General features: G+C 68.8%; 23 protein-coding genes. 11 read left to right on the forward strand and 12 right to left on the reverse strand.

Annotated features, from left to right (window positions below):
* The first annotated feature begins 62 nt into the window (after positions 1-62).
* Complete coding sequence (locus tag C3942_RS03925; protein ID WP_104229061.1) at positions 63-836, forward strand: M48 family metallopeptidase; 774 nt, start codon at positions 63-65, stop codon at positions 834-836.
* 148 nt (positions 837-984) lie between these two features.
* Here C3942_RS03925 and C3942_RS03930 read toward each other — a convergent pair whose 3' ends face one another.
* The 8 genes from C3942_RS03930 to C3942_RS03965 form a co-directional block, all read right to left on the reverse strand.
* Complete coding sequence (locus C3942_RS03930) at positions 985-1,974, reverse strand: ABC transporter ATP-binding protein (protein WP_104229062.1); 990 nt, start codon at positions 1,972-1,974, stop codon at positions 985-987.
* Between the two features lie 229 nt (positions 1,975-2,203).
* Positions 2,204-2,698 carry a Dps family protein gene (locus C3942_RS03935; protein WP_104229063.1) on the reverse strand — a complete coding sequence of 165 codons (495 nt, stop codon included), beginning with the start codon at positions 2,696-2,698 and terminating at the stop codon, positions 2,204-2,206.
* 88 nt (positions 2,699-2,786) lie between these two features.
* Positions 2,787-3,749 (reverse strand): SDR family oxidoreductase, encoded by a 963-nt coding sequence (locus tag C3942_RS03940; protein WP_104229064.1) that lies wholly within the window; start codon positions 3,747-3,749, stop codon positions 2,787-2,789.
* Positions 3,749-4,600 carry a lysophospholipid acyltransferase family protein gene (locus C3942_RS03945; protein ID WP_104229065.1) on the reverse strand — a complete coding sequence of 284 codons (852 nt, stop codon included), beginning with the start codon at positions 4,598-4,600 and terminating at the stop codon, positions 3,749-3,751. The genes C3942_RS03940 and C3942_RS03945 overlap by 1 nt, the downstream gene beginning before the upstream one ends.
* 90 nt (positions 4,601-4,690) lie before the next feature.
* Positions 4,691-6,508 carry an ABCB family ABC transporter ATP-binding protein/permease gene (locus C3942_RS03950; protein ID WP_104229066.1) on the reverse strand — a complete coding sequence of 606 codons (1,818 nt, stop codon included), beginning with the start codon at positions 6,506-6,508 and terminating at the stop codon, positions 4,691-4,693.
* 217 nt (positions 6,509-6,725) lie between these two features.
* Positions 6,726-7,781 carry a succinylglutamate desuccinylase/aspartoacylase family protein gene (locus C3942_RS03955; RefSeq protein ID WP_104229067.1) on the reverse strand — a complete coding sequence of 352 codons (1,056 nt, stop codon included), beginning with the start codon at positions 7,779-7,781 and terminating at the stop codon, positions 6,726-6,728.
* A 172-nt stretch (positions 7,782-7,953) separates the two neighbouring features.
* Positions 7,954-8,856, reverse strand: a complete 903-nt coding sequence (rimK, locus tag C3942_RS03960) for a 30S ribosomal protein S6--L-glutamate ligase (protein ID WP_104229068.1) — start codon at positions 8,854-8,856, stop codon at positions 7,954-7,956.
* The gene (locus C3942_RS03965) at positions 8,853-9,293 is read right to left on the reverse strand and encodes a putative ATP-dependent zinc protease (protein WP_243393509.1); all 441 of its coding nucleotides are present in this window, start codon (positions 9,291-9,293) and stop codon (positions 8,853-8,855) included. The genes rimK and C3942_RS03965 overlap by 4 nt, the downstream gene beginning before the upstream one ends.
* Positions 9,294-9,582: 289 nt before the next feature.
* Here C3942_RS03965 and C3942_RS03970 point away from each other — a divergent pair, with 289 nt between their 5' ends.
* From C3942_RS03970 to C3942_RS03995, 6 genes are all read left to right on the forward strand, one after another.
* The gene (locus C3942_RS03970) at positions 9,583-9,894 is read left to right on the forward strand and encodes an Mpo1-like protein (protein ID WP_104229069.1); all 312 of its coding nucleotides are present in this window, start codon (positions 9,583-9,585) and stop codon (positions 9,892-9,894) included.
* Positions 9,895-10,106: 212 nt separating this feature from the next.
* Positions 10,107-11,999, forward strand: coding sequence for a tRNA uridine-5-carboxymethylaminomethyl(34) synthesis enzyme MnmG (gene mnmG / locus C3942_RS03975; protein ID WP_104229070.1), 1,893 nt, complete (start codon positions 10,107-10,109; stop codon positions 11,997-11,999).
* Between the two features lie 110 nt (positions 12,000-12,109).
* A complete protein-coding gene (locus C3942_RS03980) occupies positions 12,110-12,679 on the forward strand; it encodes a hypothetical protein (protein WP_104229071.1) in 570 nt (189 codons plus the stop codon).
* Positions 12,680-12,827: 148 nt separating this feature from the next.
* Complete coding sequence (locus C3942_RS03985; RefSeq protein ID WP_104229072.1) at positions 12,828-13,658, forward strand: D-alanyl-D-alanine carboxypeptidase family protein; 831 nt, start codon at positions 12,828-12,830, stop codon at positions 13,656-13,658.
* Complete coding sequence (locus C3942_RS03990; RefSeq protein ID WP_104229073.1) at positions 13,642-15,021, forward strand: tetratricopeptide repeat protein; 1,380 nt, start codon at positions 13,642-13,644, stop codon at positions 15,019-15,021. The genes C3942_RS03985 and C3942_RS03990 overlap by 17 nt, the downstream gene beginning before the upstream one ends.
* Before the next feature lie 98 nt (positions 15,022-15,119).
* Entirely contained in the window at positions 15,120-15,953 is an 834-nt protein-coding gene (locus C3942_RS03995) for a hypothetical protein (RefSeq protein ID WP_104229074.1), read from the forward strand.
* 321 nt (positions 15,954-16,274) lie between these two features.
* On the opposite strand, the gene C3942_RS04000 is transcribed toward C3942_RS03995, so the two are convergent.
* Both C3942_RS04000 and C3942_RS04005 read right to left on the reverse strand, forming a co-directional pair.
* Complete coding sequence (locus C3942_RS04000) at positions 16,275-17,033, reverse strand: M48 family metallopeptidase (RefSeq protein WP_104229075.1); 759 nt, start codon at positions 17,031-17,033, stop codon at positions 16,275-16,277.
* Positions 17,034-17,286: 253 nt separating this feature from the next.
* Positions 17,287-18,087: a ParB/RepB/Spo0J family partition protein gene (locus C3942_RS04005; protein WP_104229076.1), complete on the reverse strand. Its 801-nt coding sequence runs from the start codon at positions 18,085-18,087 to the stop codon at positions 17,287-17,289.
* 49 nt (positions 18,088-18,136) lie between these two features.
* Between C3942_RS04005 and folE the strand changes: the two genes are divergently transcribed.
* Positions 18,137-18,703 carry a GTP cyclohydrolase I FolE gene (gene folE / locus C3942_RS04010; RefSeq protein ID WP_104229077.1) on the forward strand — a complete coding sequence of 189 codons (567 nt, stop codon included), beginning with the start codon at positions 18,137-18,139 and terminating at the stop codon, positions 18,701-18,703.
* Between the two features lie 137 nt (positions 18,704-18,840).
* Positions 18,841-19,824 carry an acyl-ACP desaturase gene (locus tag C3942_RS04015; RefSeq protein ID WP_104229078.1) on the forward strand — a complete coding sequence of 328 codons (984 nt, stop codon included), beginning with the start codon at positions 18,841-18,843 and terminating at the stop codon, positions 19,822-19,824.
* A gap of 286 nt (positions 19,825-20,110) precedes the next feature.
* Here the strand turns inward: C3942_RS04015 and C3942_RS04020 are convergent, their stop codons facing one another.
* Positions 20,111-20,383, reverse strand: a complete 273-nt coding sequence (locus tag C3942_RS04020; protein WP_104229079.1) for an acylphosphatase — start codon at positions 20,381-20,383, stop codon at positions 20,111-20,113.
* A 21-nt stretch (positions 20,384-20,404) separates the two neighbouring features.
* Here C3942_RS04020 and C3942_RS04025 point away from each other — a divergent pair, with 21 nt between their 5' ends.
* On the forward strand, positions 20,405-21,070 hold the full coding sequence (locus C3942_RS04025) for a hypothetical protein (RefSeq protein WP_104229080.1): 666 nt from the start codon (positions 20,405-20,407) through the stop codon (positions 21,068-21,070).
* 50 nt (positions 21,071-21,120) lie between these two features.
* Positions 21,121-22,443 carry an MATE family efflux transporter gene (locus tag C3942_RS04030; protein WP_104229081.1) on the forward strand — a complete coding sequence of 441 codons (1,323 nt, stop codon included), beginning with the start codon at positions 21,121-21,123 and terminating at the stop codon, positions 22,441-22,443.
* A gap of 70 nt (positions 22,444-22,513) precedes the next feature.
* Here C3942_RS04030 and C3942_RS04035 read toward each other — a convergent pair whose 3' ends face one another.
* Positions 22,514-23,008, reverse strand: coding sequence for a DUF4112 domain-containing protein (locus C3942_RS04035; protein ID WP_165797311.1), 495 nt, complete (start codon positions 23,006-23,008; stop codon positions 22,514-22,516).
* Positions 23,009-23,038 lie beyond the last annotated feature (30 nt).

Consider the following 23,038-nt stretch of genomic DNA (forward strand, 5'->3'; position numbering starts at 1 on the left):
AGCGCACAAAATCCGGGCGCTGATCTATCATTCGGCACAACCCAAGGATCACGGACCCTCCCATGAACCGCCGCCTCGCCCTGCTTGCCACCGCCAGCCTTGCCGCCCTGGTCGTCGCCTGCGCCACCTCACCCACCGGCCGCAGCCAGCTGCGCCTGGTCTCCGACTCCGAGATGGACCAGATGGGCGTGACCGCCTTCCAGGAGATGAAGACCAAGACGCCTCCGACCAAGGACGCCAAGACCAGCGCCTACGTCAACTGCGTGGCCAATGCCATCACCCGCGAGGTGCCGGGCGGCCGGCAGTGGGAGGTGCAGGTCTTCGAGGACAAGCAGGTCAACGCCTTCGCCCTGCCCGGCGGCAAGATCGGCGTCTACACCGGCCTGCTCAAGGTGGCCACGACCCAGGACCAGCTGGCCGCGGTCATCGGCCATGAGGTCTCCCATGTGCTGGCCGGCCACTCGGCCTCGCGCGTCTCCAACCAGATGGCCTCGCAGCTGGGTGTGTCGATCCTCAGCGCCGCTTCCGGCGTGGACGCCAACATGATCGGCATGGGCGCCAACCTGCTGCTGGTGCTGCCCTTCTCGCGCGGCGACGAGACCGAGGCCGACGTGCTGGGCGAGGAACTGATGGCGCGCGCGGGCTTCGACCCGCGCCAGTCGGTCGCGCTGTGGCAGAACATGGCCAAGGCCAGCGGCGGCAACGCCCCGCCGCAGTTCATGTCCACCCACCCCGCCAACGAAACGCGCATCCGCGATCTCAACGCGCACCTGGCCAAGGCCGTGCCGCTGTATGAGCAGGCGGTGGCGGCCGGCAAGAAGCCGCGCTGTTCCTGAGACGATGCAGGTAAACCTGTAGGAGCCAGCTTGCTGGCTCCTACAGACAGAACAACCTCGTGGGAGCGGCTTCAGCCGCGATCTTCTGCGCCGCCAGATCGGCAACCGCGGCTGAAGCCGCTCCCGCACGCCGGAACGTGGCCGGCGTTCACCCGCCCACGAAGTGGCAAGCCACCGCGCGCCCTCGCGAGAGCGACTTCAGCGGCGGCGGCTGGCGCGTGCAGTGCGGATCCGCGATCGGGCAGCGGGTGGTGAACACGCAGCCCAGCGGCGGGCTCAGCGGGCTGGGAATCTCGCCGCGCGCCACCAGCTCGCGCTCGCCCAGGTGCTGCCCGGGCACGGCCGCCATCAGGGCCTTGGTGTAGGGGTGCAGCGGCTGGGTGAACAGGGTTTCGCGCGGGCCCTGCTCCATGATCCGGCCCAGGTACATCACCAGCACGCGGTGGCTGATCAGGCGCACCACCGACAGGTCGTGCGCGATGAACAGCATCGACAGGCCGAATTCCTTCTGCAGGTCGCGCAGCAGGTTGATGATCTGCGCCTGCACCGACACGTCCAGCGCCGACACCGGCTCGTCGCAGATCAGCAGGCGCGGCCGCACCACCAGCGCCCGTGCGATGCCGATGCGCTGGCACTGGCCGCCGGAGAACTCGTGCGGGTAGCGGTTGCGGTGCGCCGCCGACAGGCCGACGCGCTCCAGCCACTGCGCCACGCGGCGCTCGCGCTCGGCGGCGTCGATCTCGGGGCACAGCGAGCGCAGCGGCTCGGCGACGATGTCGCCTACGGTCATACGCGGATCCAGGCTGGCCAGCGGATCCTGGAACACCATCTGGATCTCGCGGCGCATGGCGCGCCAGCCCTCGGCGTCAAGGGTCTGCAGCGGCTTGCCGTCGTAGAGGATGCCGCCGGAGGTCACCGGCTGCAGGCCTACCAGGCTGCGCGCCAGCGTGGACTTGCCGCAACCCGATTCGCCGACGATGCCCAGCGTCTCGCCGGGCGCCAGGTCGAAGTTCACCTCCTCCACCGCGCGCAGGATGCTGGGCTTGCTCCAGGGCCAGCTGCCGCGCAGGCTGAAATGCACGCGCAGGCGGCGGACGGACAGCAGCGGGGAGGAGGCGGGGGCGAGAACGGCGTTCATGGCAGCCTAGGCTATCGGAACCGGAGCGTTCCGGCACGCCCTGGAAGGGCGGAGGAAGACGCAGGAAGAAGCAGCGGGCAAAACGCCGGACGCGGACTGACGTCGAATCAATCAGCGCCCCGGAAGTGCGTTTATGCCGACTGCAGGTGCAGTTAACAGAACCCGCCCACTCGCTACGCTAGGATCCCCACGCCTCTTGGCGTGGGGCCCCTCTACGCGGCTCGGGACTTTATTCGAGCAGCGCCCGCAGCATCCACGCCGTCTTTTCGTGCAGCTGCATGCGCTGCGTCAGCAGGTCGGCGGTGGGCTCGTCGTGGGCCTCGTCGGCCAGCGGGAAGATGCTGCGGGCGGTCTTGACGCAGGCCTCGTGGCCCTCGACCAGCAGCCTCACCATCGCCATGGCCTCCGGCACGCCCTCGGTCTCCTTGATGGAGGACAGGGCGGCGTACTGCTTGTAGGTGCCCGGCGCCGGAAAGCCCAGGGCGCGGATGCGCTCCGCCACCAGGTCCACCGCCAGGGCCGCCTCGTTGTAGTGCGTCTCGAACATCAGGTGCAGGGTATTGAACATCGGCCCCGTGACGTTCCAGTGGAAGTTGTGGGTCTTCAGGTACAGGGTGTACTCGTCGGCCAGCAGGCGCGAAAGGCCGTCGGCGATGGCCTTGCGCTGGTCCTTGCCGATGCCGATGTCGATCTTCGCCTTCTGCTTCTTGCTGTCCTTGGCCATGAGCCTTCTCCTGTGGGGATTCCCGAGTTTAGCCAGCGATGGACGAGGGAAGCCATTGAATAGTTCCTTCATCCACAATTAAGCGAAACTATGCCGCCAGCAGCTTGCTCTTGCGGTAGTAGCTGAAGATGTCGTTGAGGCTGCGCCGGGGTTTCCAACCGAAGGTGTCGCGGAACAGGCGGCCGTCGATGATCACCGGATACTTGAAATAGTTGATCAGGTACGGCGGGAAGAAGGCGTTCCAGTTCAGCAGGTTGCTCCACATTTTCGGCAGCACCGGCGGGATCGACGGGATCGGCAGCTTGCTGCAGCCGCTCTGCGTCACGGCCTCCTGGAAGGCCACCCAGTCCTCCGGCGCCACGTTGTAGATGCCCGGCTTGTTCTGCTCGAAGGCCACGATGATGGCGTCGGCCATGTCGTCCACGTGCAGGAACTGCATCATCGGCGAGAAGCCCAGCAGTACCGGCGCGATGCCGCGCGACAGCAGCAGCGACATGCTGTTGCGCACCCCCGGGCCCAGCACGTTGCAGGGGCGCAGGATGGTGATGTTGAGTTCGGGATACTTCCACAGGTAGATCTGCGCCAGGCTTTCCAGCTCCACCGAGTCCACCAGGTCCTGGGTCACCTCGCTGGCCTTGAGCGGGGCGTCCTCGTCCAGCAGCGCCGGGTTGTAGGGGCTGGCACCGTAGACGTAGTAGGTGGAGTGGATCATCACCTGCTTGACGAAGTACTTGCGGCACAGCTCCAGCAGCTTCTTGGTGCCGAGCACGTTGGCGTTGTAGCGCCGCTGGCGGTCCTGCTCGTGGGCGAAGAAGCGGCCGATGTGGATCACCGCATCGATCTTGTGGTTGCGGAAGATGTCCTCGAAACCGCGCTTGTGCAGGTCCACCTTGTAGGAGGGGATGTTGGCGTCGGTCTCGACCTTCTGGCGGAAGTCCACCGCGATCACCTGGTAGCGGCCATGCAGCCGCGCGATGACGCGCTTGGCCAGCGAGCCGGCGGCGCCGGTGACCAGGATGGTCTTCTTGGCCTGTGCGGGACGGGCGGCCATCAGTAAATCTCCTTGCGCTGTTCCAGGCCCAGCGCGATCAGGCGCCGGATTTCGGTCTTCACTTGTTCCACCAGGGCGGTGACCTCGTCCTCGCTCTCCATGTTGCACTGGAAGTGCATGGGCTTGCCGAAGTTCAGGTGCACGCGCGCCGGCAGCGGGAACGGCGGGGCGATCGGCACGTAGGGCACGCCCAGCATCTTGGCCAGCGGCGCGATGTTGGCCACCGCGGGCATGGTCTCCTCGCAGCCGACGATGCCCACGGGGATGATCGGCGTCTTGTGCGTGAGCGCCAGGTGCATGAAGCCGTTGCCGAAGCGCTGCAGCTTGTAGCGGTCCTTGTAGAGCTTGCCGGAGCCGCGAACGCCCTCGGGGAAGACGATGATGACTTCCTCGGACTCCAGCATCTTGGCGCAGTTGAGCGGGTCGCCGATCACCGCGCCGATGGAGTTCAGCAGGTTGCCCAGGTAGGGCACCGTCGGGAAGAAGCGCTCGATCATCGCCCGGGCCGCCCGCGGGCCGTGGGGGTTGGTGGCCAGGGCGGTGCCCAGCAGCACGCCGTCCATGGGCAGCTGGCCGGAGTGGTTGCCGATGATCAGCAGCCGGCCGTTGGCCGGGATGTTCTCCAGGCCGTTGGCGGTGACGCGGAAATAGTGGTCATAGAGCCACTTGGTGACGCCCAGCGACACCTTGACCGCGTTCTCGTTGTAGCCCCAGGGGTCGTAGCCGAAGCTGCCGACCGGCTTGGGAATCTTCTCGATCGCCGCCTCGACCGCGGGGGTCACGATGCGGCGATACAACGACTCGCTGGGGCTGAACCCGGCGAGTCCCTTCAGTACATCCTTGATGGCCATCGTCTTTTGCCTTCGTGCCGGCTCGTGCCGGCCTCCCCTGATTTTTCGTTCACACGGTATGCGAAAACCCCGCCAGCGGGAAGGGAGGATTCAGCCCTTGGCGGGGATATTTTCCGCGCCGTCGCGCTGCTGCAGCTTCCACAGGCGGGCATAGGCGCCGCCGGCCGCCAGCAGCTCGGCATGGCTGCCGCGCTCGGCGATGCGGCCGTGGTCCAGCAGCAGGATCTGGTCGGCGTCGGTGATGGTGGACAGCCGGTGGGCGATCACCAGGGCCGTGCGCCGGGCCGCCACCTCGCGGATGGCCGACAGGATGGCCTGCTCCGAGCCGGAATCGAGCGAGGAGGTGGCTTCGTCGAACACCAGGATCGCCGGGTTCTTGAGCAGGGCGCGGGCGATGGCCACGCGCTGCTTCTCGCCGCCGGAGAGCTTCAGGCCGCGCTCGCCCACGCGGGTGTCGTAGCCCTCCGGCAGCTGCGCGATGAAGCCGTCCAGGTGTGCCAGCCGCACCACCCGCTCGATCTCCTCCTGGGTGGCCCCGGGCCGGCCGTAGGCCAGGTTGTAGCGCAGCGTGTCGTTGAACAGCACCGTGTCCTGCGGCACCACGCCGATCAGCCGGCGCAGGCTGTCCTGGCTGATCTGGCGGATGTCGTGCCCGCCGATGCGCACCGCGCCCTGGTCCGGGTCGTAGAAGCGGAACAGCAGGCGCGCCAGCGTGGACTTGCCCGACCCGCTGGGCCCGACCACGGCGATCTTGCGGCCCGGCGGCACCTCGAAGCTGACGCCGTGCAGGATCCGGCGCTTGCCGCTGTAGCCGAAGGACACATTGTCGAAGCTCAGCCCCGCCTCGTCCGGGGACAGTGCCAGGTCCGCCGCCCCCGGGGCGTCGGCCACCTTGGGCCGCTGCTGCAGCAGGCCGAACATGCGCTGCATGTCGGTCATGGCCCGGCGGATCTCGCGGTAGACGAAGCCGAGGAAGTTCAGCGGCACGAACAGCTGGATGATGTAGGCGTTGACCGCCACGAAATCGCCCAGGGTCATCGCGCCGGTACCCACCTGCCGCGCCGCCAGCACCATCATCCAGGTCAGGGCCACGGCCACGATCAGGGCCTGGCCGGCATTGAGCGCGCCCAGGGACAGGCGCTGCTGCTGCTGGGCGGTCTCCCATTGCGCCAGGAAGCGGTCGTACTCCGCCGCCTCGTACTTCTCGTTGCCGAACAGCTTCACCGTCTCGTAGTTCAGCAGGGAGTCCACCGCGCGCGTGTTGGCGCGCGAGTCCAGGGCATTGGCCTCGCGCACGTAGCGCGTGCGCCACTCCGTCACCACCACCGAGAAGAACACGTACAGCGCCACCGACAGGCCGGTGATCAGGGCGAAGCTGGCGCCGTAGTTGAACAGCAGGATCGCCGCCACCAGGCCGATCTCCAGCAGGGTCGGGATGATGTTGAACAGGGTGAAGCGCAGCAGGAAGCTGATGCCGCTGATGCCGCGCTCGATGTCGCGCGACAGGCCGCCGGTGCGGCGCGTCAGGTGGAAGTCCAGGTCCAGCCGGTGCAGGTGGCGGAACACGTTGAGCGCCGCCCGCCGCATGGCGCGCTCGCTGACGCGGCCGAACACCAGGTCGCGCAGTTCGCCGAACAGGGCCGCGGCGAAGCGCATGGCGCCATAGGCCAGCAGCAGGCCCAGCGGCAGCAGGAACAGGCCGCCGTCCTTGATGTCCAGCGAGTCCACCAGGTGCTTGAGCAGCATCGGCAGGGCCACGCCGGCCAGCTTGGCCAGCACCAGGAAGCCCATGGCCAGGGCCACCCGGACGGGGAATTCGGTCAGGTAGGGCCAGAGCGTGCGCAGCACCCGCCAGTCGGCGCTGGGGGCGGCATCGTCGTGGCTTTCGGCTGCGAGGCGGCGGGACATGAAGCGGTGAGGATGAGGGTTGAGGCGGCTCGCTTCAAGGGCCCAGAGCAAACACCCCCGAGCCGTTCACGCCGAGTGGCGCCGCGCAGCGTCGCGTATCGAGCTGCGCACAGCGCGTGCCTCGATACGCACGCTCCCCCTCGATACACCGCTTCGCGGCACTCGGGGTCACGAGGCTACTCGGCATGAACGGATTGGCGGGCATTTCACCCGCCCGCTACACGATCCGCGGATGCTTCCTCTTCTGCTGCTCGGCCTGGCGGATGCGCCGGGCCACGCCGCCGGCGCTGTCCGGCTCGGCCAGTTCGGCAATGTGGAACAGGGCGTCGCCCTCGTGCACCAGGGGCATGGACACGCGGCCGATCACCACGCCGTCGGTGCTGCTCAGCACCGGGGCGTCCAGCTCGCCCATGGGGTCGCCGATCATGCCCAGAACCTGGCCTTCCACCACCGGCTCGCCCAGCGCCACCTGGGCGCGCAGGATGCCGCTGGCGGGCGCGCGCACCCAGGAGTCGCGGGTGGCGAGCACCGGCTTGATCACCGCCGCGCGCGACTTGCGCGCCGGCGGGGGCAGCATGCCGATGGCTTCCAGCACGTTGAGCACGCCGCGGGCGCCGATGCGGATGCTGACCTCGTCGAAGCGCAGCGCCTCGGAGGACTCGTAGAGCAGCACCGGGATGCCCTTCTTGGTGGTGTACTCGCGCAGCGTGCCCTTGGTGGGCTGCGAGTCCAGCAGCAGCGGCGCGCCGAAGGCACGCGCCAGGCGCAGGGTGTCCGGGTTGGACAGGTCGGCGCGGATCTGCGGCAGGTTGGGCCGGTGGATGGCGCCGGTGTGCAGGTCGATGCCATAGTCGGATCGGCCGACGATCTCGCGCAGGAACAGGTTGGCCAGCCGGGCCGCCAGCGAGCCGCGCTCGCTGCCCGGGAAGCTGCGGTTGAGATCGCGGCGGTCCGGCAGGTAGCGCGACTGGTGCAGGAAGGCCAGGGTATTGACGATGGGCACGGCCAGCAGCGTGCCGCGCAGCTGCTCCAGGCGGCTGGACACCAGCAGGCGGCGGATGATCTCCACGCCGATGATCTCGTCGCCGTGCAGGGCGGCGCTGACGAACACCGTGGGGCCTGGCTCGCGGCCGCGCACCACGCGCACCGGCAGCGTCACCGGGGTGTTGGTGTAGAGGTTGGCGACCGGCAGCTGGATGTTCAGGCGCTCGCCGCAGCCGATCCGCTCGCCGCCGATCTCGAAGAGGTCCGCCTTGGTGCTCTTGTTCTTCATGGCACTCCTTTTAGCTTCGCGGTGGCCGTCCATGGCGAGACCTCGTCTCTTGATCCACCCCCGGCCCCTGCATGGCTTACTTCGGCATGACATCAAGTCATGCCTCAGCCCGGCCAAGCATTCCATGGCCGTGCGTTCAAGCTCCCCGGTGTCCTTTGGGCACCGGGAGGCCTCACCCGCCCTTGGTTCTGGTCTTCCCCGGTGCCGCGTTCTTCTCGATGAATTCGACGATCTTGCTGGCGATATCCACGCCCGATGCCGCCTCGATGCCCTCCAGGCCCGGCGAGGAGTTCACTTCCATCACCACCGGACCCTTGTTGGAGCGCAGGATGTCCACGCCGGCCACGTTCAGGCCCATGACCTTGGCCGCCCGCACCGCGGTGGAACGCTCCTCCGGGGTGATCTTCACCGCCTGCGCCGTGCCGCCGCGGTGCAGGTTGGAGCGGAACTCGCCGGGCTTGGCCGTCCGCATCATCGCCGCAACAACCTTGCCACCGATGACGAAGCAGCGGATGTCGCTGCCCTTGGCCTCCTCGATGAATTCCTGCGCCAGGAAGTAGGCGTCCAGGCCGCGGAAGGCGTCGATCACCGACTCCGCCGCCTTGTCGGTCTCGGCCAGCACCACGCCCTGGCCCTGGGTGCCCTCGATCAGCTTGATCACCATCGGCGCGCCGCCGACCAGGCCGATCAGGTCGTGCGTATCGTCGGGCGAGTGGGCGAAGCCGGTGCGCGGCATGCCGATGCCCTTGCGTGCCAGCAGCTGCAGCGCGCGCAGCTTGTCGCGGGCGCGGGTGATGGCCACCGATTCGTTGAGACAGTAGACGCCCATCATCTCGAACTGCCGCACCACGGCCGTGCCGTAGAAGGTCACCGAGGCGCCGATGCGCGGCACCACCGCGTCGTAGCGCTGCAGCTTCTGCCCGCGGTAGTGGATCTCCGGGGCATGCGGCAGGATGTTCATGTAGCAGCGCAGCACATCGATCACGCTGACGTCGTGGCCGCGTTGTTCGGCGGCCTCGATCAGGCGGCGGGTGGAGTACAGGCGGCGGTTGCGCGACAGGATGGCGATCTTCATCGGCGCTTGCCCAACAGGTAGGAGGACGCGGGATCGACGACATAATGCCCTGCCAGCGCCGTCCGGCCCAGCAGCAGGCGGAATCTCATCGTGTCGCGCGCCGTCAGCGAGATTTCCACGTCCCAGCTGTCGTGCCCGACCGTCACGGGGGTACGGATGAAGGGCCGCAGCTCGCGGTGCCCGCCGGAGTCGGTGACCCAGCGCTCGTCGATCATCTCGGCCTCGCACCAGACCTCCCGCCCGGAGTTCTGCAGGGGGTGCAGGCCGAAGCGCAGCCGGCCCGGCGCCGGCCGCTCGATGGCAAAGGCATGGATCACCGAGCTGCGCGCGCCGGTGTCCATCTTGGCCTTGATCTGGCGCACGCCGAATTCCGGCAGCGCGATCCATTCGCGCCAGCCGAGCATGCGCGGCCGCAGCAGGGGTTTGTCGATCCGCAAGCGTGGTCCCGTCGATTTGTGTTGTCTTATGAGGGCATTAGACAACAGGAAGATGGACGCCGCACTAACCCTTCGGCGTTTTTCCTGCCTCCCTCTCCCCCTGCGGGAGAGGGACTGAGGAAGAAGGGGCTGGCTGGCGGTCGCGCGCATCGCGCCAGTTTGAAGGCCGCCCCTCTCCCCCCGCCTCTCCCGCAAGGGGACAGGGGCCTTCCCGTAAGGGAAATTTACGCTTGAGCCGCCCCATTCCAGGGCAGATACTGGCCACAGTCCCCTTTCCACGGAGCCCGCCATGAGCCAGCCCGCCGAATACCGCAACATGGAGCAGTTCTACCCCTACTACCTGCAGGAGCATTCCGATCGCACCTGCCGTCGCCTGCACTTCATCGGCACCAGCCTGGGCCTGGCCCTGGTGGTCTATGCCGTGGCCACGCAGACCTGGTGGCTGATCGCCGCCGCCTTCATCCAAGGCTATGCCTTTGCCTGGGTGGGACATTTCTTCTTCGAGCACAACAAGCCCGCCACCTTCCAGTACCCCTGGCTTTCCTATCTGGGCGACTGGAAGATGTGGTGGCAGATGCTTACCGGAAAAATCAAGTTTTGAGGCCGGAATAGCGGTAAAATCGCGCCCCGCATCGCGGGGCGTTTTCATTTATCCCGGGTTCGATGCAGGAGCGGCCGTTGGCCGGCAGCCGCTCCTAGCGTTACAGGATGGCCGTCATGGACCAGCATCCCTGCGAAGTCATCGTCATCGGCGGCGGCCATGCCGGGCGAGCCGGAGCTTAGAAACCGACGGTACCGCCCCAGAAGGTAGTTATGAACAGTGAACTGCATCAGTACGAGGTGATCGTCATCGGCGGCGGCCATGCCGGCACCGAAGCGGCGCTGGCGGCTGCCCGCATGGGTCGCCGGACCCTGCTGGTGACGCAGAGCATCGAGACGCTGGGGCAGATGTCCTGCAACCCGGCCATCGGCGGCATCGGCAAGGGCCACCTGGTGCGCGAGATCGATGCCCTGGGCGGACTGATGGCGCGCGGCGCGGACCATGCCGGCATCCAGTTCCGCACGCTCAACGGCAGCAAGGGCCCGGCGGTGCGCGCCACCCGCGCGCAGGCCGACCGCATCCTGTACAAGGCCTTTGTCCGCTCCGCCCTGGAAAATCAGCCGAACCTCGACCTGTTCCAGCAGGAGGTCGAGGACCTGATCGTGGAGGGCGGTGGCGTGGCGGGCGTGGTCACGCGCATGGGCCTGCGCTTCTCCGCCCCCGCGGTGGTGCTGACCACCGGCACCTTCCTGGGCGGGCGCATCCACATCGGCCTGTCCAACTACCAGGGCGGCCGCGCTGGCGACGCGCCGTCCAACGCCCTGTCCGCCCGCCTGCGCGAGCTGATGCCGCGCACCGGCCGGCTCAAGACCGGCACGCCGCCGCGGCTCGACGGCCGCACGATCGACTGGGCGGCGCTGCAGGAGCAGCCGGGCGACGACCCGCGCCCGGTGTTCTCCTTCCTCGGCTCGCAGGCCGACCATCCGCGGCAGGTGCCCTGCCACATCACGCACACCAACGAGCAGACGCACGAGATCATCCGCAGCGGCTTCGACCGCTCGCCGATGTTCACCGGCGTGATCGAGGGCGTGGGCCCCCGCTACTGCCCGAGCGTGGAGGACAAGGTCAACCGCTTCCGCGACAAGACCTCGCACCAGATCTTCCTGGAGCCCGAGGGCCTGACGACCCACGAGATCTACCCCAACGGCATCTCCACCAGCCTGCCCTACGACGTGCAGGAGCGCTTCGTGCGCAGCATGAAGGGCCTGGAGCAGGCGCGCATCGTGCGCCCCGGCTACGCCATCGAGTACGACTACTTCGACCCGCGCGACCTGCACCGCTCGCTGGAGACCATGACCCTGTCCGGCCTGTTCTTCGCCGGCCAGATCAACGGCACCACCGGCTACGAGGAAGCGGCGGCCCAGGGCCTGCTGGCCGGCATCAATGCCGCCCGCCATGCCCGCGGCGAACCGGCCTGGGTGCCGCAGCGCCACGAGTCCTATATCGGCGTGCTGGTGGACGACCTGGTCAGCCGCGGCACCACCGAGCCCTACCGCATGTTCACCTCGCGCGCCGAGCACCGCCTGCTGCTGCGCGAGGACAACGCCGACCTGCGCCTGACACCCCAGGGCCGCGAGCTGGGGCTGGTGGACGAGGCGCGCTGGGCCGCCTTCGAGCGCAAGCGCGAGGCCATCGCCGCCGAGCGCGGCCGCCTGCAGGAGCTGTGGCTCAAGCCGGCGCAGCTGTCGCAGCCGGAGATGGTCGCCGTGTTCGGTGCCGCGCCGGTGTCCTCGGGCCTCTCCGGCCTGGACCTGCTGCGCCGCCCCGAGGGCAGCTACGCGGTGCTGAAGGACCTGGGCCTGGCGCCTGCGGACCTCGACGCCGCCGTGGCCGAGCAGGTGGAGATCCAGTGCAAGTACGCCGGCTACATCGAGCGCCAGCAACTGGAGATCGACCGCGCGCGCCGCTACGAGGAGGCGCCGCTGCCGCCGGACTTCGACTATCGCGCGGTGGCCGGGCTGTCCAACGAGGTGCGCCAGAAGCTGATCGACCACCGCCCGGACACCGTCGCGCAGGCAGGCCGCATCTCCGGCATCACCCCCGCGGCGGTGTCGCTGCTGCTGATCCACCTGAAAAAGGCGGGCCAGCTGCGCAAGTCGGCCTGAGCAGGGCTCCCGGGAATCCGCAAACCGTATTCAGATTCGGTTCATCGCCACCGCTTAGGCTGCGCCCACCGTCTCAAACGATGTTCACGATTACCCAAGGGAGTAACACCATGAAGCAGCAGATCCTCACCGCCCTGTTCGTTGCCGGCTCGCTGGCCGCCGCCCCGTCCTTTGCCGCCGATGCCAAGCTGGGCCTCAACGCCGGCGTGCAGGTCAACGGCCAGGGCGTCAACGTCAATGCCAACGCCGATGCCGGCGCGCAGGGCAATGGCGCCTCCGGCGGCCCGACGCTGACCGAGACCCTGGGCGCCAAGGCCGGCGCCGCCAAGGACGCCACGGTCGATGCCGCCGGCAACGCCAAGGACTACGCCGTCGAGAAGGGCACCGCCGCCAAGGACTACACCAAGGAGAAGGCCGGCGCCGCTGCCGACTACACCGCCGAGAAGGGCAAGGCCGCCGTCGAAGGCGGCAAGAAGCTGGCGAAGAAGGGCGCCGACAAGACCAAGGCCGGCGTCGCCAAGACCAAGGAAGTCACCGGCCAGGGCCTGACCGCCACCGGCAACGTGCTGAACAAGGCCGGCGCCGCCCTGACCGGCTCGGCCGCCGCCTCGGCCAATGCCAACGCCAGCGCCAACGGCGCCAGCGTCGGCGGCTCGGTGGAAGCCGGCGCGCAGAAGTAAGCGCCCGCCGCCGTACCCCCAGGCCCCCGCGGGATACCGCGGGGGCTTTTTCGTGGCCGCGGCGTGACGGGTGTCGCGCGGGCCGCCGCCTTCCGGGGCGGCGGCGCTTGCCCGCCGGAGCCCGCGCCGCCGATCATCGGCGGCCATCATGTCCCGCTCCTCCCTGCCCGATCCCGCGCGGCGCCTGTTGCTGCTCGGCCTGCTGTCCGGCGCCTGGCCGCCGGCGCGCGCGGCGAAGCAGCCGCCGGTCGAGGCCAAGGCCTGGCTGCTGCTGCGCGACGGCCGGGTGCTGGAAGCGCACAACGCCGACAGCCCGCAGCCGATGGCCAGCCTGACCAAGATGATGACGGCCCTGCTGGTGCTGGAAAGCGGACGCTCCCTGGACGAGGTGGTGGCGGTGCCCGCCGCGGCCGCCCGCGATACCGGTACCCGCCTGGGATTGCGGGCCGGCGAGCGCATGACGCTCGGCGACCTGCTGGCCGCCGCCGTCATCGCCTCGGCCAACGACGCCTGCCGGGCGCTGGCCCTGGTCCTGGCCGGCGACGAGCAAGGCTTCGTGCGGCGCATGAACGCCCGCGCCGGCGCGCTGGGCCTGGAACAGACCCGGTTCACCAATCCCTGCGGGCACGACGATGACCGCCACTTCAGCACGGCACGGGAGCTGGCCGCGCTGGCGCTGGCGGTGATGCGCGACCCGCGCTACCGCCGGCTGGCCGCCACCTCGCAGACCACGATCAGCAGCCGCGACCGGCCGCCGCGCGTCTTCGCCCTGGCCAACCGCAATGAGCTGGTAGGCCGCCACCCCGGCGTGATCGGCGTGAAGAGCGGTACCACACCCCGGGCCGGCCGCTGCCTGGCCGCGTTCGCGATGCGCGGCGAGCACAGCGCGTTGCTGGTGATGCTCGATGCCCGCGAGCGCTGGTGGACGGCCGGCGCCCTGCTCGACCAGGCCCTGGATGGCGATGCCGCCGCTCGCTGAACGCCACGCGCCCGGGCTGCTGGCCGCGCTGGTGGCCCTGGCCTATGCCGGCAGCTGGGGCGGCGCCTTCCAGTACGACGACTTCAAGGTGATCGTCGACAACCCGGTGGTGCATTCCTGGGCGGCGCTGAGCGCCGACTTCGGCCACGGGCTGCGGCCGGTCCTGAAGCTCAGCTACTGGTTCAGCTGGGTCACGGGCGGCGGCTCCCCGCTGGCCTTCCATGCCTTCAACCTGGCGGTTCACCTGGGCAACGTGCTGCTGGTCTGGGCACTGGCGCGGCGCATCCACGGCCCCGATGACGCCGAGGCCGCGCGCGCGGCCCTGCTGGCCGGCGCGATCTTCGCGCTGCATCCGCTGCAGACCGAGGCGGTCACCTACCTCTGCGGCCGCTCCACCTCGCTGATGTCGCTGTTCTGCCTGGCGGCACTGCTGTGCTGGGACCACTACCTGGCCGGCCGGCGCCTGCGCGACGCGGTGCTGGCCTGGCTGGCCTTCGCGGCCGCCGCCGGGACCAAGGAGCCGGCGCTGGCGCTGCCGGTGGTGCTGCTGCTGTGGGAGTCGCTGCGCCGGCCGGGCGACGGCTGGCGCGCCCGGCTGCTGCGCCATGCGCCTTTCTGGCTGCTGCCCAGCGCCGCCCTGCTGGTGGCGGTACCCCGCACCGGCTATGCCGAGTTCGCCATCGCCAGCCTCACCGAGCGCCCGCTGTGGCACAACGCCATGAGCCAGATCCATGCGCTGGTCTGGCTGCTGCGCGGGCTGCTGCTGTTGCGCGCGCCGAACTTCGACCCCGATCTGCCGGTGATCGACCGCGCCGGTGCCGCGCTCTTCGCGGAAGCCGGCCTGCTGCTGGCTCTGCTCGGCACGGGCCTGGCGGTGGCCCGGCGCCGGCCCTGGCTGGGCTTCTGCCTGGCCTGGGTCGTGCTGCAGTTCCTGCCGACCAACTCGCTGATGCCGCGGCTGGATGTCGCCAACGACCGCCAGTGGTACCTGCCGCTGGCCGGGGTGGCCTGGGCCGCAGGCGGGATGCTGGCACGCTGGACGGCCTCGCGCGCCGCACTGGCCTGGCCCGCCGCGGCCGCCCTGCTGCTGGTGCTGGGCTTGTCGACCGCCCAGCGCAATGCCGACTACCGCAGCGAGATCCGCCTGTGGCAGGCCACCCTGGAGCAGTCGCCGCACAAGGCCCGCGCCTGGAACAACTACGGCGTGGCGCTGCGCATGGCCGGCCGCGTTCCGGAGGCCCGCGCCGCCTATGCCCGCGCCCTGGAGCTGGACCCCGGCTTTGCCGCGGCGCGGCAGAACCTCGGCCTGCCGCCGCAACTGCCAAGCAGTTCGCCCCCGGCGGCTGGAATGCACATTCAGTGAGAAGCACGTCATCTTTTCCGCCATGGGTTCCGATTAAGTTGGCGCCCCTGCGGAGCCGCCGGCCCGCCCAATATCTTTCCTTCGAGGGAGTGCATCAGATGAACAAGGGGATCTACCGTCGCAGCCTGCTGGCCCTGGCAATGCTGGCCGCCGTGCCGGCCCATGCCGCCGACCCGTACGCGGTTCCGCCGTTCCCGACCGACTACACGGCGCTGAACTGCGAGATTTACGAACAGGGCCGCGAAAGCGTGCGGCAGCAGCTCGACGCGCGCCGCGAGGCCAACCAGAACAAGGCCGACGCGCTGACGCCGAAGATGCAGGCCGAGATGCAGGCTGCCATGGCCAGCGGCAACTACGCCGCCATCCAGCAGTACAGCGAGATGGGCCAGGGCCAGCTGAGCCTGGGCGAAACCGACGCCGACTGCATCGCGCTGGGCAGCTCCAACTCCAGCAGCGGCACCAGCCAGGCCATTGCGCCGCCGTACCAGGCCGCCAGCGCCAGCTTCAAGGCCAAGATCAGCACCGCCGTCCCGGGCGACACCAGCGCCTTCCAGGCTGCCTCGCCGGCCTACCTCGGCGAACTGAACCAGGCCGTGGCCAAGACCCGAGCCACGGCGCTGCGCTGCAACGCCGGCTACAGCAAGCGCTACACCGCGCACGTGTCGAAGCTGAAGGGCTCGATGCGCGAGCTGATCGCCAGCCAGGCCGACCCGGAAGTCTCCAAGCTGGAGAACGCCGAGCACCTCTGGCAGGACGCCTACACCATCTGCGGCCGCGTGCAGCCGGAGCTGAGCATGGCCGCCACCGGCGGCTCGCGCTCCTACAGCGGACGTCCGCGCGCGCCGGGCGTGGCCGGCATGGTGGACTCGGCCAAGGACAGCGCGGTCGGCAAGGCCGTGGACAAGGCCTTCGGCTCGCTGTTCGGCCGATAAGCGGATTGCGGAAAAAAAGCCCCGCCGTTGGCGGGGCTTTTTTTGGGCCCGCGCCCTGGCTTGAGAGTCCGTTCGCGCTGAGCCTGTCGAAGTGCGGACGGACTCCGGCGACCGCGTCTGCGGCCGTTCACCCTTCGACAGCCTCAGGGCGAACGGCTGGAAGGGGCGGCATCATTCGCCTCGGCTCTTCGGTAGCCGCTCCTGCACCTCCGTAGCCCGTTTTGCCGCAGGCAAGCCGGGATCGCCGTCGGCTTCGCATCCCGAAGCGACCAGGGCCCCGACGCCCCGGCTCCACTGCGCGAACCCGGGCTGCGGCAGGCCTCAGCTCTTCGGCAGCCACTCCTGCAGCAGCGAGCCGTTCTCCCGCAGCCATTCCCGCTGCGCGTCATGCCCCGGCATCTGCCGCTCCACCAGCGCCCAGAAGCGCGGCGAGTGGTTGCGGTGCACCAGATGGCAGAGCTCGTGCACGGCGACGTAGCGGAATACCTCGGGCGGGGCCAGCAGCAGGCGCCATGACAGGCAGATCAGGCCACCCGGGTTGCAGCTGCCCCATTGCGTGCGGGGATCGTTGACGCGCAGGCCGCTGGCCGGCACCCCGAGCCGCGCACCCTCTTCGTCCAGCAGCAGCCGCGCCTGCTGGCGCGCGCGCTGCAGCAGGGCGCGGCGCAGGATCAGCTCCAGGTGGCGCGGCTGCAGGCCCAGCTGGGGTGCTGCGAACAGGGAAACCTCCTCAGGGCCGAAGCGGACCTGCGGCCGCAGGCCGCTGGCCGGCACCAGGCGCAGCGGCAGGCGCTGGCCCTGGAACAGCAGCTCGCCCTGGCCATCCCAGCGCAGGCCGGTCGCCCCGCGCCGCGCCTGCTGCTCGCGCAGCTCGGCCAGCTTCTCGCGCACCCAGCCCTGCCGCTCCTGCAGGAAGGCCAGCGCCTGGGCGCGGGATACCCAGCGCGGATAGACCAGGCGCACCTCGGTGGCGGAGCGGATTTCGATCTTCAGGTTGCGCGAGCGCGGGCTGCGCCGCTCCACGAGGCGGTATTCCTCCTGGAACAACTCGAACTGGGTGGTCGCGGGGGCTTCGGACACCTGTTTACTTTAATCGAATAAAGCTGGATTGAAAAAACATTGATCACAGGCCTGGCGGAACGAACGCTCGCATGGGAACCATCCATGACAGCCCTGCCGGCGCCGTTTCACCAAACGGCAAAAAATGCGTCACCACCGTAGCGAAGCCCCGTCCTTGCAGCGTTTGCTGCGCTGCACAGGGCTTTTATCCACAGGCTTATCCCCCTCGCCTGTCGATAAAAAACACTAGGCCAGATGACAGTTAGCTGGCTTGCTAACCAGCCTGGTAGCCCATCTTGGCCAGCAGTCCGTCGAGCTCGTCCAGCGAATGGAAGGCCAGCCGCAGTTCGCCCTTGCCGCTGCCGTCGGCCTGCACGACCACGGTGCAGGCAAGATGGTCGGACAGCTCGCGCTCCAGGCGCTGCCAGTCGCTGGGCTTGGCCGGCCGGAACACGATCTTGCTGTCGCGCTCGCTGGCGATGCGCTTCTCCAGCCCGCGCACGGTCAGCTTCAGGCGGATGACGTCGTCCGCCCAGCGCAGCTGCTCGTTGAGCGGCAGGCCGGCCAGCACCTTGGCATGGCCCAGCAGGATGTGGCCGTCGTTGACCAGCTCCTGCACCGGCGGCGACAGGTTGAGCAGGCGCAGGTAATTGCTGACGTACTCGCGGGACTTGCCGATGCGCCGGCCGATTTCCTCGTGGGTCATGCCATGGATCTCGCCCAGGCGCTTGAGGCCCGCCGCGGCTTCCATGGGCGTGAGAGACTCGCGCTGGAGGTTCTCGATCAGTCCGACGACGAAGGCTTCGTCGTCGGACAGGTCGTCGCGGATCACCGCGGGGATCTCGTGCAGGCCGGCCAGCTGGGCGGCGCGCCAGCGGCGCTCGCCGGCCAGCAGTTCATAGCCCCAGACGCGGGTGCGCAGCACGATGGGCTGCACTACGCCCGATTCGCGGATCGACTCCGACAACTCCTTGAGGGCGTCGGGGTCGAAGTGCCGCCGGGCCTGCTGGCTGCCCGGGCGGATCAGGTCGATCGGGATTTCCTGGATGACGCCGGCAGACCGCTTCTTGCTCATCCGTTTATTGTACGGCCCCAAGCCCCGGGCATGGGATAATCCCCCGAATATGAAGGAGAACAACGGCATGGAAGAACAATTCCGGGCGATCATCGAAGCCATCGGCGAAAACCCCGAGCGCGAAGGCCTGCTGCGCACCCCCCATCGCGCCGCCAGGGCCATGGAGTTCCTGACCCAGGGCTACGAGCAGGACGTCGGCGAGATCGTCAATGGCGCGGTGTTCGAGTCGCACAACGACGAGATGGTGATCGTCAAGGACATCGAGCTGTACTCGATGTGCGAGCACCACATGCTGCCCTTCATCGGCCGCGCCCATGTCGCCTACCTGCCGAACGGCAAGGTGATCGGCCTGTCCAAGATCCCGCGCATCGTCGACATGTTCGCCCGGCGCCTGCAGATCCAGGAAAACCTGACCCAGCAGATCGGTCAGTGCCTGCAGGACACGATCGACGCCAAGGGCGTGGGCGTGGTCATTGAAGCGAAACATCTCTGCGCCATGATGCGGGGCGTACAGAAGCAGAATTCCAGCATGGTGACGTCCTTCATGCTGGGCCGGTTCCGCGAGGATCACCGCACGCGCCAGGAATTCCTGGACCTGATCCGGCGTCAGAACTAGACCCCGGGTCATTTAAAGGACAGTTGTATAGGCTGATCCGAACCGGGCTAAACTGCGTATGGACGGCATGACGGTTGCTGCGGCAACGATGCCCGTCCCTCACGCCAAGTCATTGTATTGCTAACGGTCAAGACGCCATGCTGAACGGAATCAACCCCGACCTGCCTGCCCAGCGCGAAGTGCTGCAGTCGCTCGAGCCGACGGTACGCGAGCTGATGCAGAAGCACCGCGACAGCCGCAAGCTGTGGATGCCCAGCGACCTGCTGCCGGCCGACGAGCAGTCCGAGCCCAACCACGAGGAAGAGCTCCGTGCCCTGCGCGAGCGCGCCCGCGGCCTGCCCGACGGCGTGCGCGTGGCCATCGCCCTGAACCTGCTGACCGAGGAAGGCCTGCCGCATTTCCACCGCCTGGTGGCCGTGTACATGGGCCACGACGGCGCCTGGGCCGAGTGGAACAACCTCTGGACCGCCGAGGAAGACCGCCACGGCTGCGTGCTGCGCGACTACGTGCGCGACGCCCGGGTCTTCAACATGAAGGCGCTGGAGGAGATGCAGTTCCAGTACATCGAGTCCGGCTTCAACCCGGACTGGAAGGACGACCCCTATCGCCTGCTGGCCTACACCAGCCTGCAGGAGAAGGCGACGCAGACCTCGCACGCCAACGCCGGCCGCCTGGCGGGCAACTACGAGCCCAAGCTGCAGAAGATCCTGGCGCACATCTGCGCCGACGAGTCGCGCCACTATGTGTTCTACCGCGACTCCTTCTCCGCCGTGATGAAGCTGGACAGCAACCGCGCCCTGCACGCCCTGGCGGCCGTGGCCCCGGCGCTGGCCATGCCCGGCCACAACATCGCCGGCTTCGCCCAGATGTCCGAGGTGGAGCGCCGCGCCGGCATCTACGGCCCGCGCGAGTACCTGAGGCTGGTGGAGGACCTGGTCAAGCACTGGGCCATCGACAAGATGGACGGCCTCTCCGCGATGGGCCGCGCCGCGCAGGACAAGGTGATGCAACTGCCCAAGCGCCTGTCGCGCATGGCCGACTACGTCGAGTCCAAGGCGCACTCGCGCAGCTTCTCGTTCGAGTTCATCTACCAGCGGGCGTTCGAGATGGCGGGCGGGTGATTCGCCGCGCTTTGGCGATGACTCGATGTCATCGTCATCGCCTGCGGCGAATCACGGGCGGCCATGGAGGGCCGAACGGACTGGCCAACAATCTGGCCTTCTCCCTCTGCACCCTCAATGTTCCAGTAGGGCGGGACCAAAAGTAGGCGCCTTCGGCCGTGGCAAACACGTCCCGCCCTGTGGCGCCACCGCGGACCGCCGTAGCGGGAGCGACGCAAGTCGCGATCTCTTGAGTTCAGGAGCAAGAGATCGCGACTTGCGCCGCCCCGCACTTCGTCTCCATTCCCTACCGTTTCACCTCGAACCCGGTTCCGTGCAGCTCACCCGCTGCGACCCACTCCACCCCCTCCACCCTGGCCGCCGGTGGCCCCTCGTCCAGCCAGCCGCGCAACTCGGCCAATGCGCCCGGAGTGCCCGCTGCCATACCCTCGACCCGGCCATCGGGCAGGTTGCGGACCCAGCCGTCCAGACCCAGGCTGTTGGCCTTGTCGGCGGTGCTCTGGCGGAAGAACACGCCTTGCACGCGGCCGGACACGATGAAGCGGTAACATTCGCGCATAGCTGAACAATGGGTGGTCTCATGGGCATCATCTCTCAAATCCGCCGCGGCGTGGCCGCGATCCGGCAACTGCGGGGGACCCCGCTGCCGGAAGGCGAACCCGAGCTGGCCGCCTTCTCGGCCGCGATCCCCGTGGGTCCCTCGGGCGCGCCGCTGTGGCAGATCGACGTGCAGGTCACCACCGAACCGCATGCCGACGGCGAACGCCTGCGCCTGCGCGCCCGCATCCAGACCAATCTGGCCTCGGCGCTGAAGCCGGCGCTGGGCGCGCCGGTGGCGCTGTCCGACAGCCGCGCGCTGACGCTGGCGGAGCGCACCGGCTCGCTGGTGCAGCGCACCGCCAACCGCGTGCTGAACCTGCCGGCGGTACGCACCTTCGCCGAGCCGCTGCTCAACAACGACTTCAACACCTTCATCGAGGTGCAGGCCTCCACCGCCTCGCTCGACGCCGGCGCGGGCGAACTGATCCCGCAGAGCGACAAGCTGGCGGCGCTGGGCATCCAGCCGCGCCGCGCCGGGGACCAGCCGGTGGCGGAAACCTGGAGCGGCCAGGCGGCCGACGGCTTCGCCCAGGTGTCGCTGCTGCAGATCGACAAGCGTCACCTGCCGCCCGGCCTGGCGCAGCGGCTGGGCGACAAGCCCTTCCAGCTGGCGGCGGCCATCGTCAACACGGCGCAGCAGAAGTAGCGGTCCGACGGTCGGGGGAGCCGCATGACCCACGCGATCAAGGCCGGCTGATGGCGCGCACGCGCTCGCGCGAGGTGCTGCAGCTGGCGCTGCCGATCATCGGCGGCATGGCCTCGCAGAACCTGCTGAACCTGGCCGACACCTGGATGGTGGGCGGCCTGGGGCCCGATGCGCTGGCGGCCACCGGCATCGCCAACTTCGTCAACTTCATCGCCTTCGCCTTCATCATGGGCTTCGCCAGCGCGGTGCAGGCCATCGCGGCACGGCGCGCCGGCGAGGGCAGCACCTCGGAGCTGGCGGTGCCGCTCAACGGCGGCCTGCTGCTGTCGCTGGCGATCGGCGTGCCGATGTCGGCGATCCTGATCGCATTGACGCCGCAGATCCTCGGTGCGCTGACCACGGACCCCGACGTGGTGCGCGAAGGCACGCCCTACCTGCAGTGGCGCCTGGTGGCGGTGGCGGCCGTGGGCATGAACTTCGCGTTCCGCGGCTACTGGAGCGCGGTGAAGATGACGCGGCTCTACCTGCTGACGCTGGTGGAGATGCATGCGCTCAACGTGCTGTTCAGCTATTCGCTGATCTACGGGCACTTCGGCCTGCCGGCGATGGGCACGGCGGGCGCCGGCCTGGGCACCACGCTGGCGACGCTGGCCGGCACCGGCATCTACTTCTTCCTGGCCTCGCGCCACGCCAGGCCTCACGGCTTCCTGAGGCGCCGGCCGACGCCCGAGCAGTTCCGCAGCCTGGTGCGCCTGAGCATCCCGTCCTGCATCCAGCAGCTGCTGTTCTCCGGCGGCTTCCTGATGCTGTTCTGGATCGTCGGCAAGATCGGCACGCCGCAGCTGGCGGTGGCCAACGTGCTGATCAACATCACCCTGACGGCGGTGCTGCCGGCGATGGGCTTCGGCCTGGCCGCCGCCACGCTCTGCGCCCAGGCACTCGGCCGCGGCGATCCCGACGACGCGCAGCGCTGGGCCTGGGATACCTACCGGGTGGCGCTGTGGGTGTTCGCGGCGCTGTCGATCCCGATGCTGCTGCTGCCGGGACCGATTCTGTCGTTCTTCCTGCGCGATCCGGCGCTGGTGGAACTGGGCCGGCTGCCGCTGCAGCTGGTCGGCGCCACGGTCGCGCTCGACGGCCTGGGCCTGATCATGATGCAGGCGCTGCTCGGGGCCGGTGCGGCGAAGCTGGTGATGAAGGTGGCGGTGGGCCTGCAGTGGCTGCTGTTCCTGCCGCTGGCCTGGCTGCTGGGTCCGGTGCTGGGCCACGGCCTGGTGGCGCTGTGGCTGGCGATGGGCGGCTACCGCCTGCTGCAGGCGCTGATCTTCACCCTGGCCTGGCAGGAGCGCAGCTGGGCGGCGATAAGGGTATAGCGACCGCCAAACCCGCGGGAGCGGCTGTCAGCCGCTCCCGCGTCCGTTGACCTGCCCGCCCGATGATTCGTCAGAAGAAGTGCCGTGCCGCCCAGATCGCCAGCCCGGCGATGGCGGCGATGCCCAGCACCAGCACCGCCACGCCCATGCGGCGCTGTCCGGGGCCGGCCACGACGATGCCGTGGCGCCGCTCCTGCTCCTGCAGGTATTCCTCCAGCAGCCGTGCGTTGATGCGGTTGGCCTTGAAGGCGAAGTCGAAGACGTCGCCCAGCAGCGGCACCAGCCCGGCCAGTGCGTCCAGCGCGGCGAACCCGGTCATCTTCAGCAGCAGCGGCCGGGGCGCACCGACCTTGACGCCTTCGTAGACCACGAAGCCGGACAGCGCCAGCCCCAGGATGTCGCCCAGCACCGGCACCAGGCCGACCAGGGAGTCGACGCCGACCTTCCAGCCCAGGCCGGGAATGCGGATGGCCTCGTCCAGCAGGCGCGACAGGCGCTGCAGGCGTTGACGGGAAGCCTGTACCTGCGCCAGGGGGGGCAAAGCGCCGTTCGTAGTAGTGTCCATGACCCGATTTGTCGCTAACCTATAGGCATA

The organism is Solimonas fluminis (genome assembly GCF_002930645.1).
GTDB lineage: Bacteria > Pseudomonadota > Gammaproteobacteria > Nevskiales > Nevskiaceae > Solimonas_A > Solimonas_A fluminis.